The sequence below is a fragment of the Azoarcus sp. CIB genome (assembly GCF_001190925.1).
GTDB lineage: Bacteria > Pseudomonadota > Gammaproteobacteria > Burkholderiales > Rhodocyclaceae > Aromatoleum.
Genome location: NZ_CP011072.1, coordinates 4,888,303 through 4,907,098, shown reverse-complemented (window position 1 = coordinate 4,907,098; position 18,796 = coordinate 4,888,303). Strand labels below are relative to the sequence as shown.

The 18,796-nt window shown below is 63.2% G+C and carries 18 protein-coding genes and 1 tRNA gene; 8 read left to right on the top strand and 11 right to left on the bottom strand.

Translation table 11 applies throughout. The annotated features are described in order from the left end of the window. The first annotated feature begins 163 nt into the window (after positions 1-163). Both AzCIB_RS23935 and AzCIB_RS23930 read left to right on the top strand, forming a co-directional pair. The gene (locus AzCIB_RS23935) at positions 164-1,540 is read left to right on the top strand and encodes an OmpP1/FadL family transporter (RefSeq protein WP_083447099.1); all 1,377 of its coding nucleotides are present in this window, start codon (positions 164-166) and stop codon (positions 1,538-1,540) included. A 99-nt stretch (positions 1,541-1,639) separates the two neighbouring features. After that, on the top strand, positions 1,640-2,464 hold the full coding sequence (locus tag AzCIB_RS23930; protein WP_083447098.1) for an alpha/beta fold hydrolase: 825 nt from the start codon (positions 1,640-1,642) through the stop codon (positions 2,462-2,464). A gap of 293 nt (positions 2,465-2,757) precedes the next feature. On the opposite strand, the gene AzCIB_RS22020 is transcribed toward AzCIB_RS23930, so the two are convergent. The 6 genes from AzCIB_RS22020 to AzCIB_RS21995 all read right to left on the bottom strand — a co-directional run bounded on the left by AzCIB_RS22020 (position 2,758) and on the right by AzCIB_RS21995 (position 8,552). Further along, positions 2,758-3,342 (bottom strand): plasmid pRiA4b ORF-3 family protein, encoded by a 585-nt coding sequence (locus AzCIB_RS22020; RefSeq protein ID WP_050417862.1) that lies wholly within the window; start codon positions 3,340-3,342, stop codon positions 2,758-2,760. 2 nt (positions 3,343-3,344) lie between these two features. After that, positions 3,345-4,874 carry an IS66 family transposase gene (gene tnpC, locus AzCIB_RS22015; protein WP_050417861.1) on the bottom strand — a complete coding sequence of 510 codons (1,530 nt, stop codon included), beginning with the start codon at positions 4,872-4,874 and terminating at the stop codon, positions 3,345-3,347. 66 nt (positions 4,875-4,940) lie between these two features. After that, on the bottom strand, positions 4,941-5,288 hold the full coding sequence (tnpB, locus tag AzCIB_RS22010; protein ID WP_050417860.1) for an IS66 family insertion sequence element accessory protein TnpB: 348 nt from the start codon (positions 5,286-5,288) through the stop codon (positions 4,941-4,943). Beyond that, positions 5,285-5,731, bottom strand: coding sequence for an IS66-like element accessory protein TnpA (gene tnpA, locus AzCIB_RS22005; protein ID WP_198149581.1), 447 nt, complete (start codon positions 5,729-5,731; stop codon positions 5,285-5,287). The genes tnpB and tnpA overlap by 4 nt, the downstream gene beginning before the upstream one ends. A gap of 369 nt (positions 5,732-6,100) precedes the next feature. Beyond that, positions 6,101-7,459 (bottom strand): IS1182 family transposase, encoded by a 1,359-nt coding sequence (locus AzCIB_RS22000; protein ID WP_050417858.1) that lies wholly within the window; start codon positions 7,457-7,459, stop codon positions 6,101-6,103. Between the two features lie 112 nt (positions 7,460-7,571). Further along, a complete protein-coding gene (locus tag AzCIB_RS21995) occupies positions 7,572-8,552 on the bottom strand; it encodes an IS630 family transposase (protein ID WP_246261329.1) in 981 nt (326 codons plus the stop codon). 222 nt (positions 8,553-8,774) lie between these two features. On the opposite strand from AzCIB_RS21995, the gene AzCIB_RS21990 reads away from it, so the two are divergent. Then, positions 8,775-9,674, top strand: coding sequence for a LysR family transcriptional regulator (locus tag AzCIB_RS21990; protein ID WP_050417856.1), 900 nt, complete (start codon positions 8,775-8,777; stop codon positions 9,672-9,674). A gap of 27 nt (positions 9,675-9,701) precedes the next feature. On the opposite strand, the gene AzCIB_RS21985 is transcribed toward AzCIB_RS21990, so the two are convergent. Then, entirely contained in the window at positions 9,702-9,995 is a 294-nt protein-coding gene (locus AzCIB_RS21985; protein WP_050417855.1) for a helix-turn-helix domain-containing protein, read from the bottom strand. A gap of 103 nt (positions 9,996-10,098) precedes the next feature. Between AzCIB_RS21985 and AzCIB_RS21980 the strand changes: the two genes are divergently transcribed. Further along, positions 10,099-10,740 (top strand): LysR substrate-binding domain-containing protein, encoded by a 642-nt coding sequence (locus tag AzCIB_RS21980; RefSeq protein ID WP_050417854.1) that lies wholly within the window; start codon positions 10,099-10,101, stop codon positions 10,738-10,740. Between the two features lie 85 nt (positions 10,741-10,825). On the opposite strand, the gene AzCIB_RS21975 is transcribed toward AzCIB_RS21980, so the two are convergent. Further along, positions 10,826-12,694 (bottom strand): tyrosine-type recombinase/integrase, encoded by a 1,869-nt coding sequence (locus tag AzCIB_RS21975; protein ID WP_050417853.1) that lies wholly within the window; start codon positions 12,692-12,694, stop codon positions 10,826-10,828. Positions 12,695-12,917: 223 nt separating this feature from the next. Further along, positions 12,918-12,991, bottom strand: a tRNA-Gly gene (locus AzCIB_RS21970). Between the two features lie 127 nt (positions 12,992-13,118). Here AzCIB_RS21970 and thiS point away from each other — a divergent pair. The 4 genes from thiS to sppA all read left to right on the top strand — a co-directional run bounded on the left by thiS (position 13,119) and on the right by sppA (position 16,970). Then, positions 13,119-13,322, top strand: a complete 204-nt coding sequence (thiS, locus tag AzCIB_RS21965; protein ID WP_050417852.1) for a sulfur carrier protein ThiS — start codon at positions 13,119-13,121, stop codon at positions 13,320-13,322. Positions 13,323-13,377: 55 nt separating this feature from the next. Beyond that, entirely contained in the window at positions 13,378-14,163 is a 786-nt protein-coding gene (locus tag AzCIB_RS21960; RefSeq protein WP_050417851.1) for a thiazole synthase, read from the top strand. Positions 14,164-14,275: 112 nt separating this feature from the next. Continuing rightward, the gene (gene trmB / locus AzCIB_RS21955) at positions 14,276-15,037 is read left to right on the top strand and encodes a tRNA (guanosine(46)-N7)-methyltransferase TrmB (protein WP_083447096.1); all 762 of its coding nucleotides are present in this window, start codon (positions 14,276-14,278) and stop codon (positions 15,035-15,037) included. Between the two features lie 121 nt (positions 15,038-15,158). Continuing rightward, complete coding sequence (sppA, locus tag AzCIB_RS21950; protein WP_050417850.1) at positions 15,159-16,970, top strand: signal peptide peptidase SppA; 1,812 nt, start codon at positions 15,159-15,161, stop codon at positions 16,968-16,970. A gap of 3 nt (positions 16,971-16,973) precedes the next feature. Here sppA and hemW read toward each other — a convergent pair whose 3' ends face one another. Together hemW and rdgB are read right to left on the bottom strand one after the other, a co-directional pair. Continuing rightward, complete coding sequence (gene hemW, locus AzCIB_RS21945) at positions 16,974-18,200, bottom strand: radical SAM family heme chaperone HemW (protein ID WP_050417849.1); 1,227 nt, start codon at positions 18,198-18,200, stop codon at positions 16,974-16,976. Continuing rightward, complete coding sequence (gene rdgB, locus AzCIB_RS21940; protein ID WP_050417848.1) at positions 18,197-18,793, bottom strand: RdgB/HAM1 family non-canonical purine NTP pyrophosphatase; 597 nt, start codon at positions 18,791-18,793, stop codon at positions 18,197-18,199. Before rdgB ends, hemW begins: the two co-directional genes overlap by 4 nt. Positions 18,794-18,796: the final 3 nt, after the last annotated feature.

Here is an 18,796-nt window from a genome sequence, read left to right as displayed (position 1 = left end):
ACCACTTTACTACGTAACCACCGGTTACGAACGAGAAGTAAGAATTCCGGATTTTCGAGATGAATAATCAGAAGCAATTAAACGGAACAGGAAGTAAGCCCCCCCCCCTTAGAAAAAACGGGGTTGATTTATTTAATTAACATATAAAAATGGAGGAGGCTGTATGCAATTCAATCTTAAGTCTAGTGTAATGGGCGTTGCTCTAGCAGGGGTATCCTATACTGCCTTGGCGACAACAAGCGATGTTTATCGGCTTGTCGGTCATGGTCCAGTTTCAGGGGCATTGGGTGGGGCCGCTACAGCCTTTGACGTCGGTGCGGCCGGCATGATGACAAATCCCGCTACCTTATCCCTTGGCAAGCCTGGCGAGGAAATGCATCTTGGAATGGACGTCATTTTTGCAGATCTATCAGTCAAGAACACCGCGACGGGCGAATCCGCAAAATCCAATGAGCATTCCAACAACCGAGGACCCTATGCGGCTCCGCAAATGGCATATACTTATCGTGCCGAACGATTTGCATTCGGTATTGGAGCCTTTGCACGTGGCGGAGTAGGCACAGAGTACGGAAAGGATAGCTTTCTTTCACGTGCAACAGGTGGATTGAATACGGGTTTGGAAAATTCAAGTCGCTTATTGACACTAAATATACCCATGGCCGCAAGCTTTCAGATGACTGATAGTCTTGCCGTTGGCGCAAGCGTGGATGCAGTGTGGCAGGGACTGAATTTAGATATGCTCCTCGGGGCCGATCAAGTGGGTTCCTTAATTGGCGCCGGGCGTGCGCGGGGAAGTTTGATCCCTGTACTTGGAGGGTTGCCGGATATGCGTGGTGCGCATTTGAGCTTCACCAAGAATGAACCAATTGCGAGTGGCGCCGACGCCTGGGGCTGGGGAGGGAAAATCGGCCTGACGTACAAGGTCAGCAAGGATACGATCCTGGGTGCTTCGTACGTTCTTGAATCACATCTTGATGACATGACTGGGAGTGCTACCCTTACCGCAATTAATGGCTTGGCAGGCCAAGTCAAGCTAGATGGAAAGATTCGTATTAAGGACTTCCAATCGCCTGCACAATTGAATTTCGGAATAAGCCATCGTTTTGACGATCAGTGGATGGTCGTGGCGGATATCTCCAGGGTATTCTGGAAACATGCAGTAAAAGATATTCATGTCTCCTTTGTTTCAAACGCTGGTCAAAATATCGATATTGATCTGCCTCAAAACTATAAGGACCAGACTGCATTGTCGTTGGGTGTCGCCTACACTTCCGGAAAATGGACATTGCGCGGAGGTGCTCGTGTTACTACACAGACTTTGAGATCGGACACGGTATTGGCTGTAATCCCTGCTATTCCAAATAGATTCGGGACTCTTGGCTTTGGTTACCAACTTACACCTATGAGTAGTTTTGATTTTGCTTGGACTCATTCATTTAAAAAGACGATGCAAAACTCTTCATTGCCAAACACGTCTGCTCCTATCGAAATAAATCACGCCCAAGATAGTGCCACTATTGCCTTCACTTATCGTTTTTAGGTTTGATATTAAGTTGGAATTGTCATGGTTGTGCAAATCTTAAAATTACAAGATTCTACCTGCTTTAATATTTTATGGTGAATTAACTAGGAAATTGAAATGACCAACGTAGAAATTGGAAAGGAAATCGTCGCTGCTGGAATTAAGACCAATTATCACGAGCTCGGAACTGGAGAGCCTGTATTTCTTATTCACGGATCGGGTCCAGGTGTCAGCGCTTATGCAAATTGGCGCTTGGTGTTGCCAACACTGGGGCAATTATTTCGCGTCATAGCACCGGATATGGCAGGGTTCGGTTTTACAGAGCGCCCGAAGAATTACATCTACTCAAAGGATAATTGGGTTGAGCACATCATAGGTATGCTTGACGCATTGAAAATCGAGCGTGCAGATTTTATTGGGAATTCTTTCGGTGGTGCCCTTGCAATCGCAACCGCCGTTAAGCACCCCGACCGCATTGGCCGTTTGGTCTTGATGGGCGCAGCTGGAACACATTTCGAACTTACCCCTGGGCTGGATGCAGTTTGGGGTTATACGCCGTCAATTGAAAAAATGCGCAACCTGCTGGATATATTTGCCTTTGATCGTTCGCTTGTGAATGATGAACTTGCAAAACTGCGTTATGAGGCAAGCATTCGGCCAGGCTTTCAAGAGTCATTCGGCAGTATGTTCCCCGCTCCTCGGCAGCGCTGGGTTGACGCACTGGCGAGCTCGGATGAGCAAATTCGCAACCTCGCGAATGAGGTGCTCTTGATTCACGGCCGTGATGACCAGGTGGTACCACTGTCAAGCAGTCTTCGTCTTTTTCAACTATTGGAGAACGTCCAGTTGCATTCTTTTGCTCGCTGTGGGCACTGGGTGCAAATTGAAGCCGCCAATGACTTTTGTAGATTGGTTGTAGACTTTCTTAGCAAGCCGCATTGATTGAGCGTTCTGCGCATCCGGCGAAATTTCTTCTTCCAGATAATTGGGTAATGCGTCCGAATTGATTGGAAGGAGAAATCGAGTTGATGGTCTCATGAAGGCGTTACCGCTGGTTGTGGAACCAAGTCCTTCTTATACAAGACTCACATAGCCTCATCGTGTATCGCCTGCATGGTCGTGGTCGCGTCCAATGAAAGGGCTGTTTTAGTTGCGAAGGAAAGTCGCCTTCCTTTGCGCTCTTCAGCCCCGCGTCCCGTCTGACTGTAAGCGTCCGCCCCAGACCGTCTTGACGATCAGATCTTGATTCTGTGCAGGCGAAGATCGACCGCTGTGACGTCGAAAGCGGTCGGGTCGAACGGCTCCCCGTGCCATGCCCGCATGTCGTGGTGTTCGGGATGATTTGGATCGGCCATCGCCGCGACGAAGTCGGCATACCCGGGTTCGCCGCCGACGTCCTCGGGCGGACTCGCGTTGGCGCCGGCAATGCAGAGTGCCGTATCGAAGAGCGGGTCGGGCGGCAGACGGCGTTCGACCTTGATGCGATGCTCCCAGTCGTCGCCGAAGTCATAGACGTAGCGGAACGACTTGGCGCCGCCGAGCGCGGTCGCCAGCCGCACGCGCTGCTCGGTACGCACGGGTTCGAAGTCATAGTCGGGATCGGGGACGCCGTAGCGCTCGCCGGCGATCTCGAACTCGTGCAGGTGGCAGTCGAGCCAGCCCATCACCGCCTGGATGACCTGGTGCAGCTTCGGCAACGTGATGGTTTCCGGCACGACCACCCGGCGCCAGATGGCGGGTTTGACCCAGGCGAGCTCAATGCGCAGTTGCAGCCGATGCGGCGCGGGCCGCGCCTTCGCAATTCGTACGACATTGCCCATGGTCAGGCCGCCTGGCGCAAGGGTTCGGATTGATCGCGGCCCAGATTCCAGGGCAACAAGTCGTCGATCCGGTTGATCGGATGCTCACTGATGCGTCCGAGCACGTCGCGCAGATACGCTTCCGGATCGAGGCCGTTGAGCTTGGCCGAACCGATCAGGCTGTAGAGGGCCGCCGCGCGCTCGCCCCCGGCATCCGAGCCGCCGAAGAGGAAATTCTTCCGTCCTAATGCCACCGCGCGCAGGGCGCGTTCGGCGGCATTGTTGTCGATCTCGATGCGTCCGTCCTCGACGTAGCGGATCAACGCCCCCCAATGATTCAGGGCGTACTGGATCGCCTCTGCGATGCCGGACTTGCGCGACACGCGCCGGCTCTGGGTTTCCAGCCAGGCGTGCAAAGCCTCCAGTTGCGGGCGCGCCCGGCTGTGCCGCACCTCCCGCCGAATTGGGGGCGGCTCGCCGCGGATAGCCGCTTCGATGGCGTACAGCTGGCCGATCTGCGCGAGTGCCTGGGCGGCGATGGGGGAAGCCTGTGCCCGATGCACGTCGAAGAACTTGCGTCGCACGTGCGCCCAGCAGGCGGCCTCTTGCACGCGACCGGTGGCATACAAGGGGTCGAAGCCGGCGTACGCGTCCGCTTGCAGGATGCCGTTGAAGGTGCGCAGATGACGCTGCGGATGCTCGCCCTTGCGGTTGGGCGAGTATGCGAACCACACCGCCGGTGGATCGTCGCTGCCGGCCGGGCGGTCGTCGCGCACATAGGTCCACAACCGCGCGGTCTTGGTTCTGCCTTCGCCGGGCGCGAGCACCGGCAGCGGGGTGTCGTCGGCATGGACCTTGTCGGCAGCGAGCACGTAGCGGCGCAGCGCCTCGACCAGGGGATCGAGCAACTGTGCCGATTGCCCGACCCAGTCCGCGAGCGTCGAGCGGTCCAGTTCGATGCCCGAGCGCGCGTAGATGGCGCTTTGCCGGTACAGCGGGAGGTGGTCGCAGAACTTGCCCACCAGCACATGCGCGAGCAAGGCCGGCCCGGACAATCCGCGGGAGATGGGTCGCGAGGGCGCTGCGGCCTGCACGATGCGCTCACAGTGTGAGCAGGCGAGCTTCGGGCGCACGTGCCGGATGACCTTGAAGTGGGCCGGCACGTACTCGAGCATCTCCGAGACGTCCTCGCCGAGCTTCACGAACGTGCTGCCGCAGTCGGGGCAGCAGACTTCGATCGGTGCATGCTCGACCGTCTCGCGCGGCAGATGATCAGGCAAGGGTTTGCGGGCGGGGCGTTTCGGTGACGGGGCTACGCCGGACGCCGTGTCTGGCGAGACGTCTGCGGCCGCTTCGCGTCGAACCGTCTCGATGCCTTCGAGCGCGAGTTCGAGTTGGGTGAGCGTCGCGTCGAGTTGTTCGGAGCGGCGGCCGAACTGCATCCGCCGCAGCTTGGCGATGATGAGGTTCAGGCGGGCGATCTCGGCCTGCTGCGCCGTCACGAGGGCCTTGAGCACGGCCTGGTCGTCGGGAAGAGGCGTCGTCGCATCCATGACGAGAGTCTACGCGATGCTGGGGGGCGTGAACAGCCCCTCCCGGGCGCGCCGTGCCTCGATGCTTCAGGCCGCGCAGTCGGGCTGCCAGGTCCGCTCGGGCCGTCGCCAGTCGATGCCTTCGAGCAGCATCGACAACTGCGCCGCGGTGAGATGCACCGCCCCCTCGGTCGCCTGCGGCCAGATGAAGCGGCCGCGCTCCAGGCGTTTGGCGAACAGGCACAGCCCATCGCCGCTCCACCACAGCAGCTTCATGAGATCGCCCCGTCGACCGCGGAAGATGAAGACGTGACCGGAGAACGGATTCTCGGCGAGCGCCCCTTGCACGAGCGCCGCCAAGCCATCCATGCCGCGTCGCATGTCGGTCACCCCGGCTACCAACCAGATACGCGTGCCGGCGGGTAGACCGATCATGCCCGCTCGGCCAAGCAGTCAAGGACCGTGCGCAGCACTTTGCGACTGACCTCGCCGATCACCCGCACGACGGCGCCGCCCACGACGATCTCGAGCGCAGGCGACTGCTTCACGCCCTCCGCGTCTTGCCTGGCCGTCGACGACAAGGTCACTACCGGCAGCAGCTTCGGCGCCATGATTCCGCCCCGCGGCGCAGCCGCTACATGTTCCGGCTGTGGGCTGCCGAACAGGCCGGCACGATAGTGGCGGCGCCACTTGAACAGCAGATTGGCGTTGAGGCCATGCTCGAGTGCGAGCTTCGCCACCGAAATCCCCGGCTCGCATGCGAGGGCCGCCAGCTGGCGTTTGAAATCGACCGGGTAGTTTGGGCTCCCCTTGCGGGTTACCCGGGCGTTGCCATTCGTGGCCAAAGTGGTCCCCACCAGATATTTGGTGGGGACCACTCTGGGCGATCTCTGTCAGTCCCGAAAGACGGTGCTGGGCGGACGCTTACGTCTGACTCGGAAGGCTGTGCAGATCTACTGTGGTATCGCTACCGACCGCGCCTATCCACCACGTACCGGCCCGTACAGCCATATCGATCTGACGCACGCCTTGGCTGTTATTGAACGGGTCAAACATACCTGGTTCGGAACGGCTTGGGCGCGAGGCTGCGAGCAAATCCCATTGGGTTCCCGTCTAGCAGCCTGTCGGACTTCAAGCTCGCGGGCACCGCGGCCGAGGGATTGATTTCACATTGTGAGAGACGATGGGCATTTCAGGCTCCAATCGGCGGTTTTTGTTCGAAATCACAATGCCCCTGTCCTTTTTTCTCACTGCGGACGCAATACGGCCATGCGCTTGAAGTTCCACGCCAGGCACACCAGGGTCCATTCGTTGCACACGTTGTCCAAGCCCCGCAGCAGAAACTGGCGGAAGCCCATCACTGACTTGATGATGCCGAACACCGGCTCTACCGTCTGTTTCCTGAGCGCGTAGGCCGCGCGGCCCGCGCGGGTCTTGAGGGCGTGCTTCATCTGTTCGACGTGGCTGGCTGAGCGCTCGAGCGGCGCGGGTTCGTCGAAGCGGCTGCGCCAATCGGGATGGTGCTCATCACGCCCCACGGCGATCAGCGGTTCGACCCCGGCGTCCTGGCAGCACTGGACGTTGCGTTCGCTGAAGAAACCGGTGTCGGCCAGCAGTTGTTCGGGCCGATTGAGCCCTTCGGGCAAGGCGCCGATGCGCGTCAGCATCGGTTCGACCTGCTCCTTGTCGTTGCCCGCCTGGGTGACGTGGGGGACCATCACCAGCATCGATTCGGTATCGACCACCGCCTGGGCGTTGTAGCACTGCTCGAAGCCGCCGCCGGCCACTTTCATGATGCGCGAGTCCTCGTCGGTGAGATTGATCTGGTCCTCGGCGCCCGGACCCGCCTGGGGCGGCTTGGGGGGCTTGCCACCGGGCTTCTTGCCCGTGGCCGCCTGCTTGGCTTGGCGTTTGGCCATCTTGGCCTCGTACTCGGCCTGCTCGTGCGCGAAGCGTTCGGCGGCGCGCGCCTCGATCTTGGCCTTGGCGGCGGCGATGGCGGCCAGCCGCGCTTCGCGACGCGCAATTTCCGCCGGCAGATCCACGCCTTCGGGCACGCTGCTTTGATCGGCCGCTTCGGCCAGCTTGAGCATTTCCTGCACTTCGGCCTTGAGCTGGGCTTCGATCTTTTCGGCGTGTCCGTAGGAGAGCGCGCTGTGCCGACTGGCGTGGGCGTGGATCTTGGAGCCGTCCAGACTCACCGTGCCAAAGCGCGAGAGCCGATTCTCACGCGCCACTTGCAGTACCTGCACGAAGATATCGGCGAACTGCTCGCCGAAGCGGCGCCGGAAGCTCGCCAAGGTGTCATGGTCCGGGTGCTGGTCGCAGGCGATGAAGCGGAAGGCCAGCGAATCGTAGGTGGCCCGCTCGATCTTGCGGCTCGAGTGCGTCCCCGTCGCGTAGCCGTAGATCAGCAGCGACAGCAGCAGCGCCGGATGGTAGGCGTCGCTTCCACGGCCGGCGTAGGCTCGCTCCAGTTCCGACAGGTCCAGCCCGTCGACCACATCGACCACGTAGCGCGCCAGGTGCGATTCGGGTAGCCAGTCCTGCACCGACGGCGGCAGCAGGTAGTCCGTTTGGCGGTCGATCGGGCGGAAGCGGCTCACGCAGTCAGGCTCCAAGGGTGACACGGCATTTTACCGGGCGATAGTCCGACAGGCTGCTAGTATTTCAGTAGCGCCTGACGAGTACTAAAAAGTGCGTTGGTTACCGTACATTCTATTCGGCCGCATAGCGGGTACTCGGATGCCTGAAGAACGCACGCACAATGTCCGGGGTTTTCTGCAGCGAGTGCATGAAGCGCAGCGCGAGCTTCTTCATCTGCTCGGGCCCCTTGATGATGCTGCGGCCCAGTTTGTGGCTTTTCAGATGTGCCCAGACGTGCTCGTCGGGATTCAGATCGGGCGAGTAGGCCGGCAGCCGGAACAGCCGCAATTTGCCATCGAACCCCTCGACGAACTTTCGGACCTTGGCGCTGCGATGCACCGGATGACCATCGACCACCAAGAAGATTGGCCGCGTTGTGCCCTGCATCAGTCGCTTCAGAAACTCGATGAAGACGTCCGCGGTGACGTTCCCCTCAGTACACATGAACCGCAACTGCCCCTTTGGGCTGATGGCCGAGATCAGATTGAGCTTGAAGCGGGCGCCGGTCGTCTTCACCACCGGCGTCACCCCCACCGGCGCCCAGGTCGTGCCGGTATGGTAGTCCGAGCGCACCGCGGCCTCGTCGCCGAAGAAGATCTCCGCCCCGACCGCTTTGGCTTCGGCGCGAATGCGCGGAAACTCATTCTTGATCCAGTCGGTCACCAGAGCCGGGTCGCGCTGGTAGGCGCGCATCGGCGGCCGTTGCGGCGACAGCCCCAACTTGCGAAGCAGACGCCCAACGCTCACCTCCGACATTGCCACTTTGAACTGGGTGCGGATCAGTTCTCGAACCATCGCCCGCGTCCACAGCGCAAACTCGAACTTGAACTGCTGCGGGTTCGACAGTGTGATCGTGCAGTACAGCCAATCGAGCGCCTTGCCGTCGAGCTTGGGCTTGGCACCCGGCACAGGTTTGGCACGCAGCGCGTCGAGCCCGCCTTCACGGTACAGCGCCAGCCACTCGTAGATGCGCGGGCGCGAAAAGCCGAGCGCCTTGACCACGACTTCGGGCGACTCGCCCGCTTCAACTCGTTGCACCGCCCGAATCCGCATTTCTTCGAGCGTGGCATGCGACAGGGAGCGACCGTCTCTCTTTTCCATGCCGAATTATCGCATGTCGCCTTCAATCAATGTTCGCTAACCAACGCACTTCTTAGTAATTCATCGCTTCTGGATAGGCGGTCCAACCGACAGGCCTCGTGATTTGACTAGAACTGCAAGTATCCCGAGGCTGCAAGTGGAACCGTACGGTAACATCACGATGGAGGACAAACCATGGAGTTGCGCCACCTTCGCTGCTTCGCTGTCCTGGCGGAGGAACTGCACTTCACCCGTGCTGCTGAAAGGCTGCATATCGAGCAGTCCCCCCTGTCCCGTACCATCAAGGAGCTCGAAGACGAACTTGGCGCACTGCTATTCGATCGTGACCGCCGCGGCACACGGCTGACACAGGCCGGTGCAGTTTTTCTCCAGGATGTGCTTCGGTTGTTCTCGACGCTGGAACTTGCCCGTGAAAACGTAAAAGCGGTTTCGTCAGGCTATCAGGGGATTCTTCGCATCGCCGTCCCCTGCGGCTGCATCGATCCGCGGCTATCTGGCTTTCTCGCACGCTGTCGCGAGGAAGATCCGGAAGTCGAGATACGTTTGACAGAAGCGACGCTGGCCGAGCAGGTGCGCGGACTGCGTTCGGGCAGCTTCAATGTGGGGTTTGCACATACCACCGACGTCGGGGATGGAATCGTTGCCGAACCGATCTGGATTGATCCGCTGGTCGTGGCCGTATCGGCACGGCATCCGCTGCTCGTTCACAAGCAGGTGCCCTTGGAGGAGTTGGTGCGTTATCCGCTCGTAATGGCTGATCCCCGGTTGTTCGGGCGGAGCAATTGCGAGCTGGATCGATTGCTGCACACCGCGATGGGCAAACCCGGCGCCGTCGAGCACGTCGCCTCGATGGACATGATGCTGACGCTGGTCGCAGCTGGTTATGGCGTTGGGTTCGCGAACGCTGCACGAATTAGAGTTTGTCATCGCCCCGACGTGGTGACTCGTCCTCTCGCGGCCCAAAATGTCACCCACACCACGTACCTGTTACGACCGGACAGTGGCGCTGACACCCCTTCCGCCATACCTCTGGACCGCTTTATGGCGCGTCTACACGCTCAAATCGACGAGTAACGGGCAAAGCCCGGTGCCGTTCACCGGTTACGTCTTTGGCCCCGAGCGCAGGTTATCCTCCGTCACAGCGATCAGATCAGCGGCACTTCTGTTCAGAGCTCCGGCGATTCTGAGGATCAGCGCCAGCGTGGGCATGTGCTCACCCCGTTCTATCTTTCCCATGTGGGAGCGCTCGATTTCCGCCAAGGACGCCAGCTCTTCCTGAGCCATTCCCTGTTCCATCCGTGCCGCACGAACCGCCAGGCCGAAGGCCAGCGCAGGCTCAGGTTCGTAGGTGGTCGATCCGACAGGGCGGCCTCGCTGGACAGTACGCTTTTGCATCGGCAAAAGCGTCGAATATCGCGATACTTTTAACCACGTTAAATTTAACTCTTTGCTATGATGCTTGCTGCCACGGTCTGGCCTCCATCACGAAATGGCATCCATGAGTGCCCCCAGCCAATCGTCGATACTCAAACTCGCCGTTTCGGCTGACGCGCTGTCGCCACAGCTGGCGACACTGCTTGCCCTGCAGCGTGTCGAGGAGCCGGAAACCCTCGTCCTGCTGCAGGAGGCCACTGCCGGCGATCTGGTCCGTGGCCTGGAAAACGGCGATTGCGACATGGGCATGGCGGTGGGGACGACGTCAACGCACCTGGCGTTGGACACTCAGCCACTTTGGGGTGACGAACTGGCTTTGGCGGTTCCGTTACGCTCGCCGCTGCTTGCCCACGTCGAGGTGTCATTGGATGCGCTGCTGCACTATCCATTGGTTCGGCGGTGCCCACGGGCATGTGAAGCGCTGAGCCAGCAGGTTGATGCTGTCATTGGGCCTGAAGACCGTTCTGCCCGGGAGGTCAATTCCTTCGAACTCATGGCTCTGCTGGTGGCGGCAGGCTACGGTGTCGGCATTGCGCCCCGATCGCGCATCGCGCAGGCACGTGGCTGGGGTGTTGCCATGCGCCCCCTGGCCGGCGGTCCCTATCTCATCCGAACCCAGTTGCTGCTGCCGTCGCGAGGGTGTGTGCCGGCTGTCGAGAGGTTTGCCGAACGGGCGGCGAAGATCACGGAGACCAAGCCGGCGTGATGAGGCGTCCATCGTACGTTCGCGTGTTTCCAGACGAAAGCGGCACGCGGCATCTTGCAGTGCAAGTTCGCCATCGCGCGTATCGCTAGGCGTACCGGGGCAGTTGTGGAGTCCGACTATCGCGTTGCACCACCCTTTCGCTGACGGCGCTGCATACCAGATGGACGGCGAGGTGCAGATTCTCCGGCGTCACCGCCTCGATGGGGGACTGCCCTTGGAAGAGATCGTTCGGACGTATAAGGGCATGGTAGATGTGCCAAGTGTCGACTCCCGGGGGCATCTGCTTGAGGATGGTTTGGATCAGCCTGCGCTTGAGCGGATCGAGCTGCCAATCCGGCACGCGCTGTCCCCGGTTGCCCAGGCTGATCGACAGGAGGTTGCCGGCCTGGATTTCGTAAGTGATCCAGCGACGGGACTTGCCTGCGAGCTTGGCATAGTCGGCGACCGACAGGTTGTGCGGAGCCTCCAGAATGTCGAGCAGGATCATCCGCTCGCGCTGGACGTTGGAGATGGCCGGCTCGATCTTGGGCACGCGCACTGCGGAAAGGCGCTGCACCGGAGCCGTGGCCAGCGCCATGGCCCCCTGGAGCGGTTGCGACACCACCAGCGTGGGAGCAGCCCTGGCCGCCGACAACGGTTGCTCCTCCGCTTCGGTGGCGACCACGGGAAAGCCATCCAGTTGAATGGTCAGCAGCGTACTGGCCGCTTCGACCTGCCCCTGCTCGAACAGGTCCAGCCGGTCCGCCCAGTCCTGCATCATGCGTCGGCGCTGCTCCACATACTTGGCGTGGTTGTAGGTTGCGCGAACCTGGTTGGGATCGACGTGGGAAAGCTGTGCATCCACCCACTTCTCGGGATACCCCAGTTCGTTGAGTGCGGTCGAGATGGTTCCGCGGATGCCGTGGCCGGTCAGCCGGCCCTCGTATCCCAAGCGATGCAGTGCCTTGTTGAGGGTGTTCTCGCTGATGCGCTGCTTGAGGCTCTTGTCCCCCGGGAACAGGTACGTCTGGGCTGGCTTGGACTGGTCGAGCATGTGCCGAACGATCTCGATCGCCTGCACGGACAGCGGCACGATGTAGGGTGGGATGTCCTCCGGCCGGACGTTCTCCTTCTGCATCTTCAATTCCAGCTGTTTCACCACCTCCGGCGGGATGATCCACAGGCCATCGTCGAGGTGGAACTGGTCTGGCGTCGCCAGCCGCAGTTCCCCGGTCCGCACGCCGGTCAGCAACAGCAGGCGGAGGCCAAGCTGCGTTTTCAGCTTGCCGGGGTACTTGCGCAGCAACTGCAAGAACTCGGGCAATTCGGGCATGCGCAGGAAGGGGTTGTGGCGTACCGGCGGCTGGGGCATGGCGACCACATCCAGGTCGGAGGCCGGGTTCTGTTCCAGGCCCGGCACGATCACGAGGGCATACCGGAAGAGCTGGTTGAACCAGGTGCGCACCTTCTCGGCGATGGATGGCGCGCCGCGCTTCTCGATGCGGCCGACGATTTCAAGTAGGTCGGCGCGGGTGATCTCGTAGATCGAACGCTTGCGCAGGCTCGGCAGGATGTCGTTCTTGAAGATGCGCGGGATCATCGACAGCGTGGTCTGCCGGCCTTTCTTGAGGCGCCCCTGCGCCCGGAAGGCGAGCCACTTGTCGTACACCGCCTCAAAGGTGTTCTGCTCGGCCTGGGTGGCGATGCGCCGATCCTTCTCTCGCTGCCGCTGTGGGTTGATGCCCTTGGCCACCAGCGCCCGCGCATTGTCGCGGCGCTCCCGCGCTTCGCGCAGGCTGATCTCCGGGTACGTCCCCAGGGACATCCGCTTCTGTCGGCCCAGCCAGGTGTAACGAAAGTGCCAGGACTTGGTGCCCTTGTCCGAGACGGCCAACGAGAGGCCGTCGAAATCGGGGATCGTGTAGTCCTTTCCGGTGGCCTTCGCCTGCCGGACGAACATGTCGGTGAGTGCCATGCTTGCTCCTGAACAGAGTCAGGAGTCAGATGCTCATCCCGGCACCCGCTCGGCCCAAGGAACAATCCGGACTCGAACACAACCGCTTTGATGGACTGCCGGATGGACTAATTTAGTCCAGCAGTGGGTGGATTTCGGTGGATCTCATTGGAATGTTGTCTAGCGAAAAATTCTTTGCTGACAACAGCTTATGGAGCTCAGTGGATCTCCATGGAAGCCTAATTGGAGCGGGCGATGGGAATCGAACCCACGGCTCTAGCTTGGGAAGCTAGGGTATTACCATTATACGACGCCCGCTCGGCGGCCCGGTTTGCGTCGGGCAGGGCGCTATTCTAATGACTGGCGCAGTGCGACGCAATGCGTGGTCGGGGCGGTGCCGCAGGCCGTGGTAAGATTTTCATTCGACGCTTCAGACAGTTTCCTCATGATCCAGCTCATTATCAACGGCCAGCCGGAACGCCTCGATCAGGCGCTGACCGTGCATGCCCTGCTCGAGGCGCGCCAACTCGCCGGCAAGCGGCTGGCGGTCGAGCGCAACGGCGAGATCGTCCCCAAGGGCCGGCATGCCGAAACCCTGCTCGCGGACGGCGACCGGCTCGAGATAGTCGTCGCAGTGGGTGGCGGCTGAACGCCGCCTTGCCTTTCCTGGATATCCCCCAACCCCGAAATCCCGCAGGTCGAACATGAACGACTCCCTGGTCATCGCCGGCAAGTCCTACGGCTCCCGCCTCCTCGTCGGCACCGGCAAGTACAAGGATTTCGCCGAGACGCGCGAAGCGATCGACGCGAGCGGTGCGGAGATCGTCACCGTCGCGATCCGCCGCACCAACATCGGCCAGAACCCCGGCGAGCCCAACCTGCTCGACGTCCTGCCGCCCGAACGCTTCACGATCCTGCCGAACACTGCCGGCTGCTACACGGCGGACGACGCGGTGCGCACGCTGCGCCTCGCGCGCGAACTCCTCGACGGCCATCCGCTGTGCAAGCTCGAAGTGCTGGGCGATCCGAAGACGCTGTTCCCGAACATGCCCGAAACGCTCAAGGCCGCCGAGGTCCTCGTGAAGGACGGCTTCGACGTGATGGTGTACTGCGCCGACGACCCCATCCAGGCGAAGATGCTGGAGGACATGGGCTGCGCCGCGGTGATGCCGCTCGCGTCGCTGATCGGCTCCGGCATGGGCATCCTGAATCCGTGGAACCTGCGCCTCATCATCGACCAAGCCAGCGTGCCGGTGCTCGTCGATGCTGGCGTCGGCACCGCGTCGGATGCCGCGATCGCGATGGAGCTGGGCTGCGACGGCGTGCTGATGAACACCGCGATCGCACACGCGAAGAACCCCGTGCTGATGGCCAGTGCGATGAAGAAGGCGGTCGAGTGCGGCCGCGAAGCCTTCCTCGCCGGCCGCATGCCGCGCAAGTTCTATACCGCCGACCCGAGCTCGCCGACGAGCGGCCTGATCGGCTCGTAAGTCTTGTCGCAGCGGCGCGCATTGCGGGCCGCTGCGACTGCCGGATTCCTCCATTTCCGTTCCGCCTGCCGAGCGCGGCCGCTTGCGTGCCGTCGCCTCCTGCCCTGCAAAGATGACCGCAACCACTCCCGACCACCCGGATACCGATCCGACCGCCTCCGCCGAACCTCATCACGCGCCGCCGGGCGACCCCGAGGCGCGCTTCTCCAGCCGCTCGATCCGCAGCTTCGTGCTGCGCCAGGGGCGCATGTCCGTCGCCCAGCAGCGCCACATGGAGGAGACCTTCCCCAGGGTCTCGATTCCCTACCGCCTCGCGCCGCTCGACCTCGACGCCGCCTTCGGCCGCCATGCGCCGACGATCGTCGAGATCGGCTTCGGCATGGGCGAGACCACCGCGAAGATCGCCGCGGCGCTGCCCGACAAGGATTTCCTCGGCATCGAGGTGCACGGCCCCGGCGTCGGCAGCCTGTGCAAGCTGATCGCCGACAACGGCCTCGCCAACCTGCGCATCATGCAGCACGACGCCGTCGAAGTGCTGCGCGACATGATCCCGGAAGGCGCGCTCGCCGGCGTGCATGTGTTCTTCCCCGATCCCTGGCACAAGAAGCGCCACCACAAGCGGCGCATCATCCAGTCCGACTTCGTCGCGCTGATCGCCTCGCGCCTCGCCCCGGGCGGTTACCTGCACTGCGCGACGGACTGGGAGGAGTACGCGCACTGGATGATGGAGATCCTCTCCGCCGAGCCGGCGCTGGAGAACACCGCGGACGGCTTCGCGCCGCGCCCGGACTACCGGCCGCTGACCAAGTTCGAGAACCGCGGCCTGAAACTGGGTCACGGCGTGTGGGATCTGGTGTTCCGGCGGCGTGGGTGAACGCCCGGAATGCCGTCGAATATGGCAATGGGAGCGGGCTCAGCCGCGAATCGGATAGCATTCCGCATGCATCTTGTCCGCGGCTGACGCCGCTCCCACCGGATCAACCGAGGTGAAGCGTATGTGGAGCTTTTTGGGCAGGGTCTTTCGCGGGGTCTGGTGGCTGGTGGACTCGCTGCGGCGCGTCGTCGTCACGCTCGTGTTCGTGCTGGCGCTCGCGCTGGTCCTGGCCTTCGCGCTGTATCCGGGGCCGTCCGTGCCCGACGGTGCGGCGCTGGTGCTGCGGCCTGCGGGCACCCTGGTCGAGCGCGTGCGCGTCAATGATCCGCTGGGCATCATCCGCTCGGGCGGGGTCTCCGTAGCCCAGACCTCGCTGCCCGACCTGCTCGAGGCGATCCGCGCCGCACGCGAGGACAAGCGCATCAAGGCGCTGGTCATCGAGACCGATCTCCTCGGCCAGGGCGGGTTGTCCAAGCTCGCCGAGCTGCGCGAGGCGGTGCTCGACTTCAAGAGCGGCGGCAAGCCGGTGTATGCGCGCGGCGAGCGCTTCCTGCAGGGACAGTACTTCCTCGCGAGCATCGCCGACGAGGTTCATCTCGCGCCCGACGGCTTCGTGCTGCTGCCCGGTCTCGCGCGCAACGTCAGCTATTTCAAGGGCGCGCTCGATGCGCTGGGCGTGAAGGTGCATGTGTTCCGCGTCGGCGAGTACAAGTCCTTCAGCGAACCGTTCACGCGCACCGACATGTCCGACGAGGACCGCGAGTCCTCGCGCGTGCTGCTCGACGCGCTGTGGAAAGGCATGCGCGAGCGGGTCGCAGGCAGCCGCAAGCTCGCCCCCGAGGCGCTCGACCGCTATGTCGACGACTACGCCGGGCTGCTGCAGGCGGCCGGCGGCGACGCAGCCGGTGCCGCGCGCGACGCCGGTCTCGTCGATGCGCTGACCCAGCGCGACGAATGGCGCGAGCTGCTCAAGGCACGCGTCGGCGAGGGGGCCGATGACAAGGACTACCGGCGCATCGACGCGGACGATTACCTTGCTGCGGTGCGCGCCGCGCGCCCGCACGAGAATGCGCGCGTCGCGGTGCTGGTCGCCCAGGGCGCGATCGTCGATGGCGCGGCGGACGAGGATTCGGTCGGCGGCGACAGCCTCGCGGCGCAGATCCGCGCGGCGCGCGAGGACGAGGCCGTGAAGGCCATAGTCCTGCGCATCGACAGCCCCGGCGGCAGCGCCTGGGCGTCGGAGGTGATCCGCCGCGAGCTGGAACTCACGCGCCGCGCGGGCAAGCCGGTCGTCGCGTCGATGAGTTCCGTCGCCGCGTCCGGTGGCTACTGGGTTGCGGCGGGCGCGGACGAGATCTGGGCACGGCCGGAGACGCTCACCGGCTCGATCGGCGTGTTCGCGATGTTCCCCGAGCTCACCGAACCGCTCGCCCGTCTCGGCGTCACCACCGACCGCGTCGCGACCGGCCCGCTCGCCGGCACGCTGGACCCGCGCCGTCCGCTCGACCCCGCGCTGGCGAAGGCGATGCAGCTGGGCGTCGAGCACAGCTACCGGCGCTTCCTCGAGATCGTCGCGAGCGCGCGCAGGAAGGACCTCGGCGAGGTCGATGCCGTCGCCCGCGGCCGCGTATGGACCGGAGAGGCAGCGCTGCGCCTGGGCCTCGTCGACAAGCTCGGCGGGATCGAGGACGCGATCGCCGCCGCGGCGAAGCGCGCGCAGCTCGATCGCTACGAGACGGTGTGGCCCTCCGGGGAGATCAACCTCCGCCAGCTGCTGCTGCGCCGCCTGATGTCGGTCGCCGGCCCCGCGGGCATCACCACCGAGTCGCCACTCGCACGCCTCCTCGGCAACCTGCAGGCGCAGGCCGCGGACCTGCTGCGCTGGAACGACCCGCAGCACCTGTACGGGCATTGCCTGTGCGATGCGCCGTAGGCGCTAGTCGCGCAGGAACAGCGTCAGCAGGTCGTTGAGGAAGCGCCGCCCCTGTTCGGTGGGGCGGATCTCGTCGCCGTCGACCTGCACCAGCCCGCGCTGCCGCGCCTCGATCAACTCCGCCTCGATCGCCGCGAAGGGCAGGCCCGTGCGGTCCGCGAGCAGCCGGCGCGGGAAGCCGCCGGTGAGCCGCAGCGCGTTCATCATGAATTCGAAGGGCAGTTCGGCGACCCCGACCTCGCGGCGTTCCTGCACGAACTCGCGCCGCTGCGCACCGTCGAGGTAGCGCGTCGGATGCTTGTGGCGCATCTCGCGCACGATGCCCTCGTGGTTCGACAGCTTGCCATGCGCGCCGGCGCCGATGCCGAGGTAGTCGCCGAAGGTCCAGTAGTTGAGGTTGTGCCGGCACTCCTGGCCCGGCTTCGCGAAGGCCGAAGTCTCATAGTGGCGGAAGCCCGCGCCGGCGAGCCGCTCCTCGATCGCCTCCTGCATGTCGGCCGACAGGTCGTCGTCGGGCAGCGGCGGCGGCGCGTGCGCGAAGGGCGTGTTGGGCTCCAGCGTCAGGTGGTAGCACGACAGGTGCGTGACGCCGAACGCCAGCGCGGTGTCGAGGTCGGCGAGCGCTTCGGCGAGCGTCTGCTCGGGCAGCGCGTACATCAGGTCGAGGTTTACGCGCTCGAAGTGCGCGAGCGCCATGTCGATTGCCCGGCGCGCCTCGTCGCCGCCGTGGATGCGGCCGAGGCGGACGAGCTGCCGGTCGTCGAAGCTCTGGATGCCCAGCGACAGGCGGTTCACGCCCGCCGCGCGAAAGTCGCGGAAGCGGGCCGCCTCGACGGTGCCGGGGTTGGCCTCCAGCGTGACCTCGGCCATCGGGTCGAGCGGCAGCAGCGTGCGGATGCCCGTCAGTAGCCGGTCCAGCCCCTGCGCCGACATCAGGCTGGGGGTGCCGCCGCCGAAGAAGATCGAATGCACGCGCCGCCCCCACACCTGCGGCAGGGCGCTTTCGAGGTCGGCGAGCAGCGCGTCGATGTAGGCCGCTTCGGGAATCTCGCCGCCGCGCGGGGCGTGCGAGTTGAAGTCGCAGTACGGGCACTTCTTCACGCACCACGGGTAATGCACGTACAGCGCGAGCGGCGGCGGGGTGGTCAGCTGCGGGCGCGCCGGCAGTTCGCTCGACGCCTTGCCCGCGGCCGGCGCGACTGCCAGCGGGATGATGCGGCGTTCGCTCACAGCGGGTCGGTTTCCAGCCTCGACAACAGGTGGCGCATCGCCGCGCCGCGGTGGCTGAGCGTGTTCTTCAGCTTCGCGTCGAGTTCGGCGGCGGTCTGGCCCAGCTGCGGCACGTAGAACAGCGGGTCGTAGCCGAAGCCGGTCTCGCCGCGCGGTGCGTCGAGGATCGCGCCGTGCCATTCGCCGTCTGCGATCAGGGGGCGCGGGTCGTCCGCATGGCGCACCAGCACGACCACCGAATAGAAGAAGGCGCGCCGGTCGCTGACATCGGCGAGGCGCTCGATCAGCAGCGCGTTGTTACGCGCGTCGGACTTCGGTTCGCCGGCAAAGCGCGCCGACTGCACGCCCGGGGCGCCGCCCAGTGCCGTCACGCACAGGCCTGAGTCGTCCGCGACGGCCGGCAGGCCGCTCAACCTGGCAGCGTGGCGCGCCTTTGCGAGCGCATTCTCGACGAAGGTGTTGTGCGGCTCCTCCGCCTCCGGAATGTCGAAGGCCGACTGCGGCATCACCTCGATGCCCAGCGGCGCCAGCAGTGCCACCATCTCGGCGGCCTTCTTGGCGTTGTTGCTCGCGAGTACCAGTCGTTTGCTCATCGT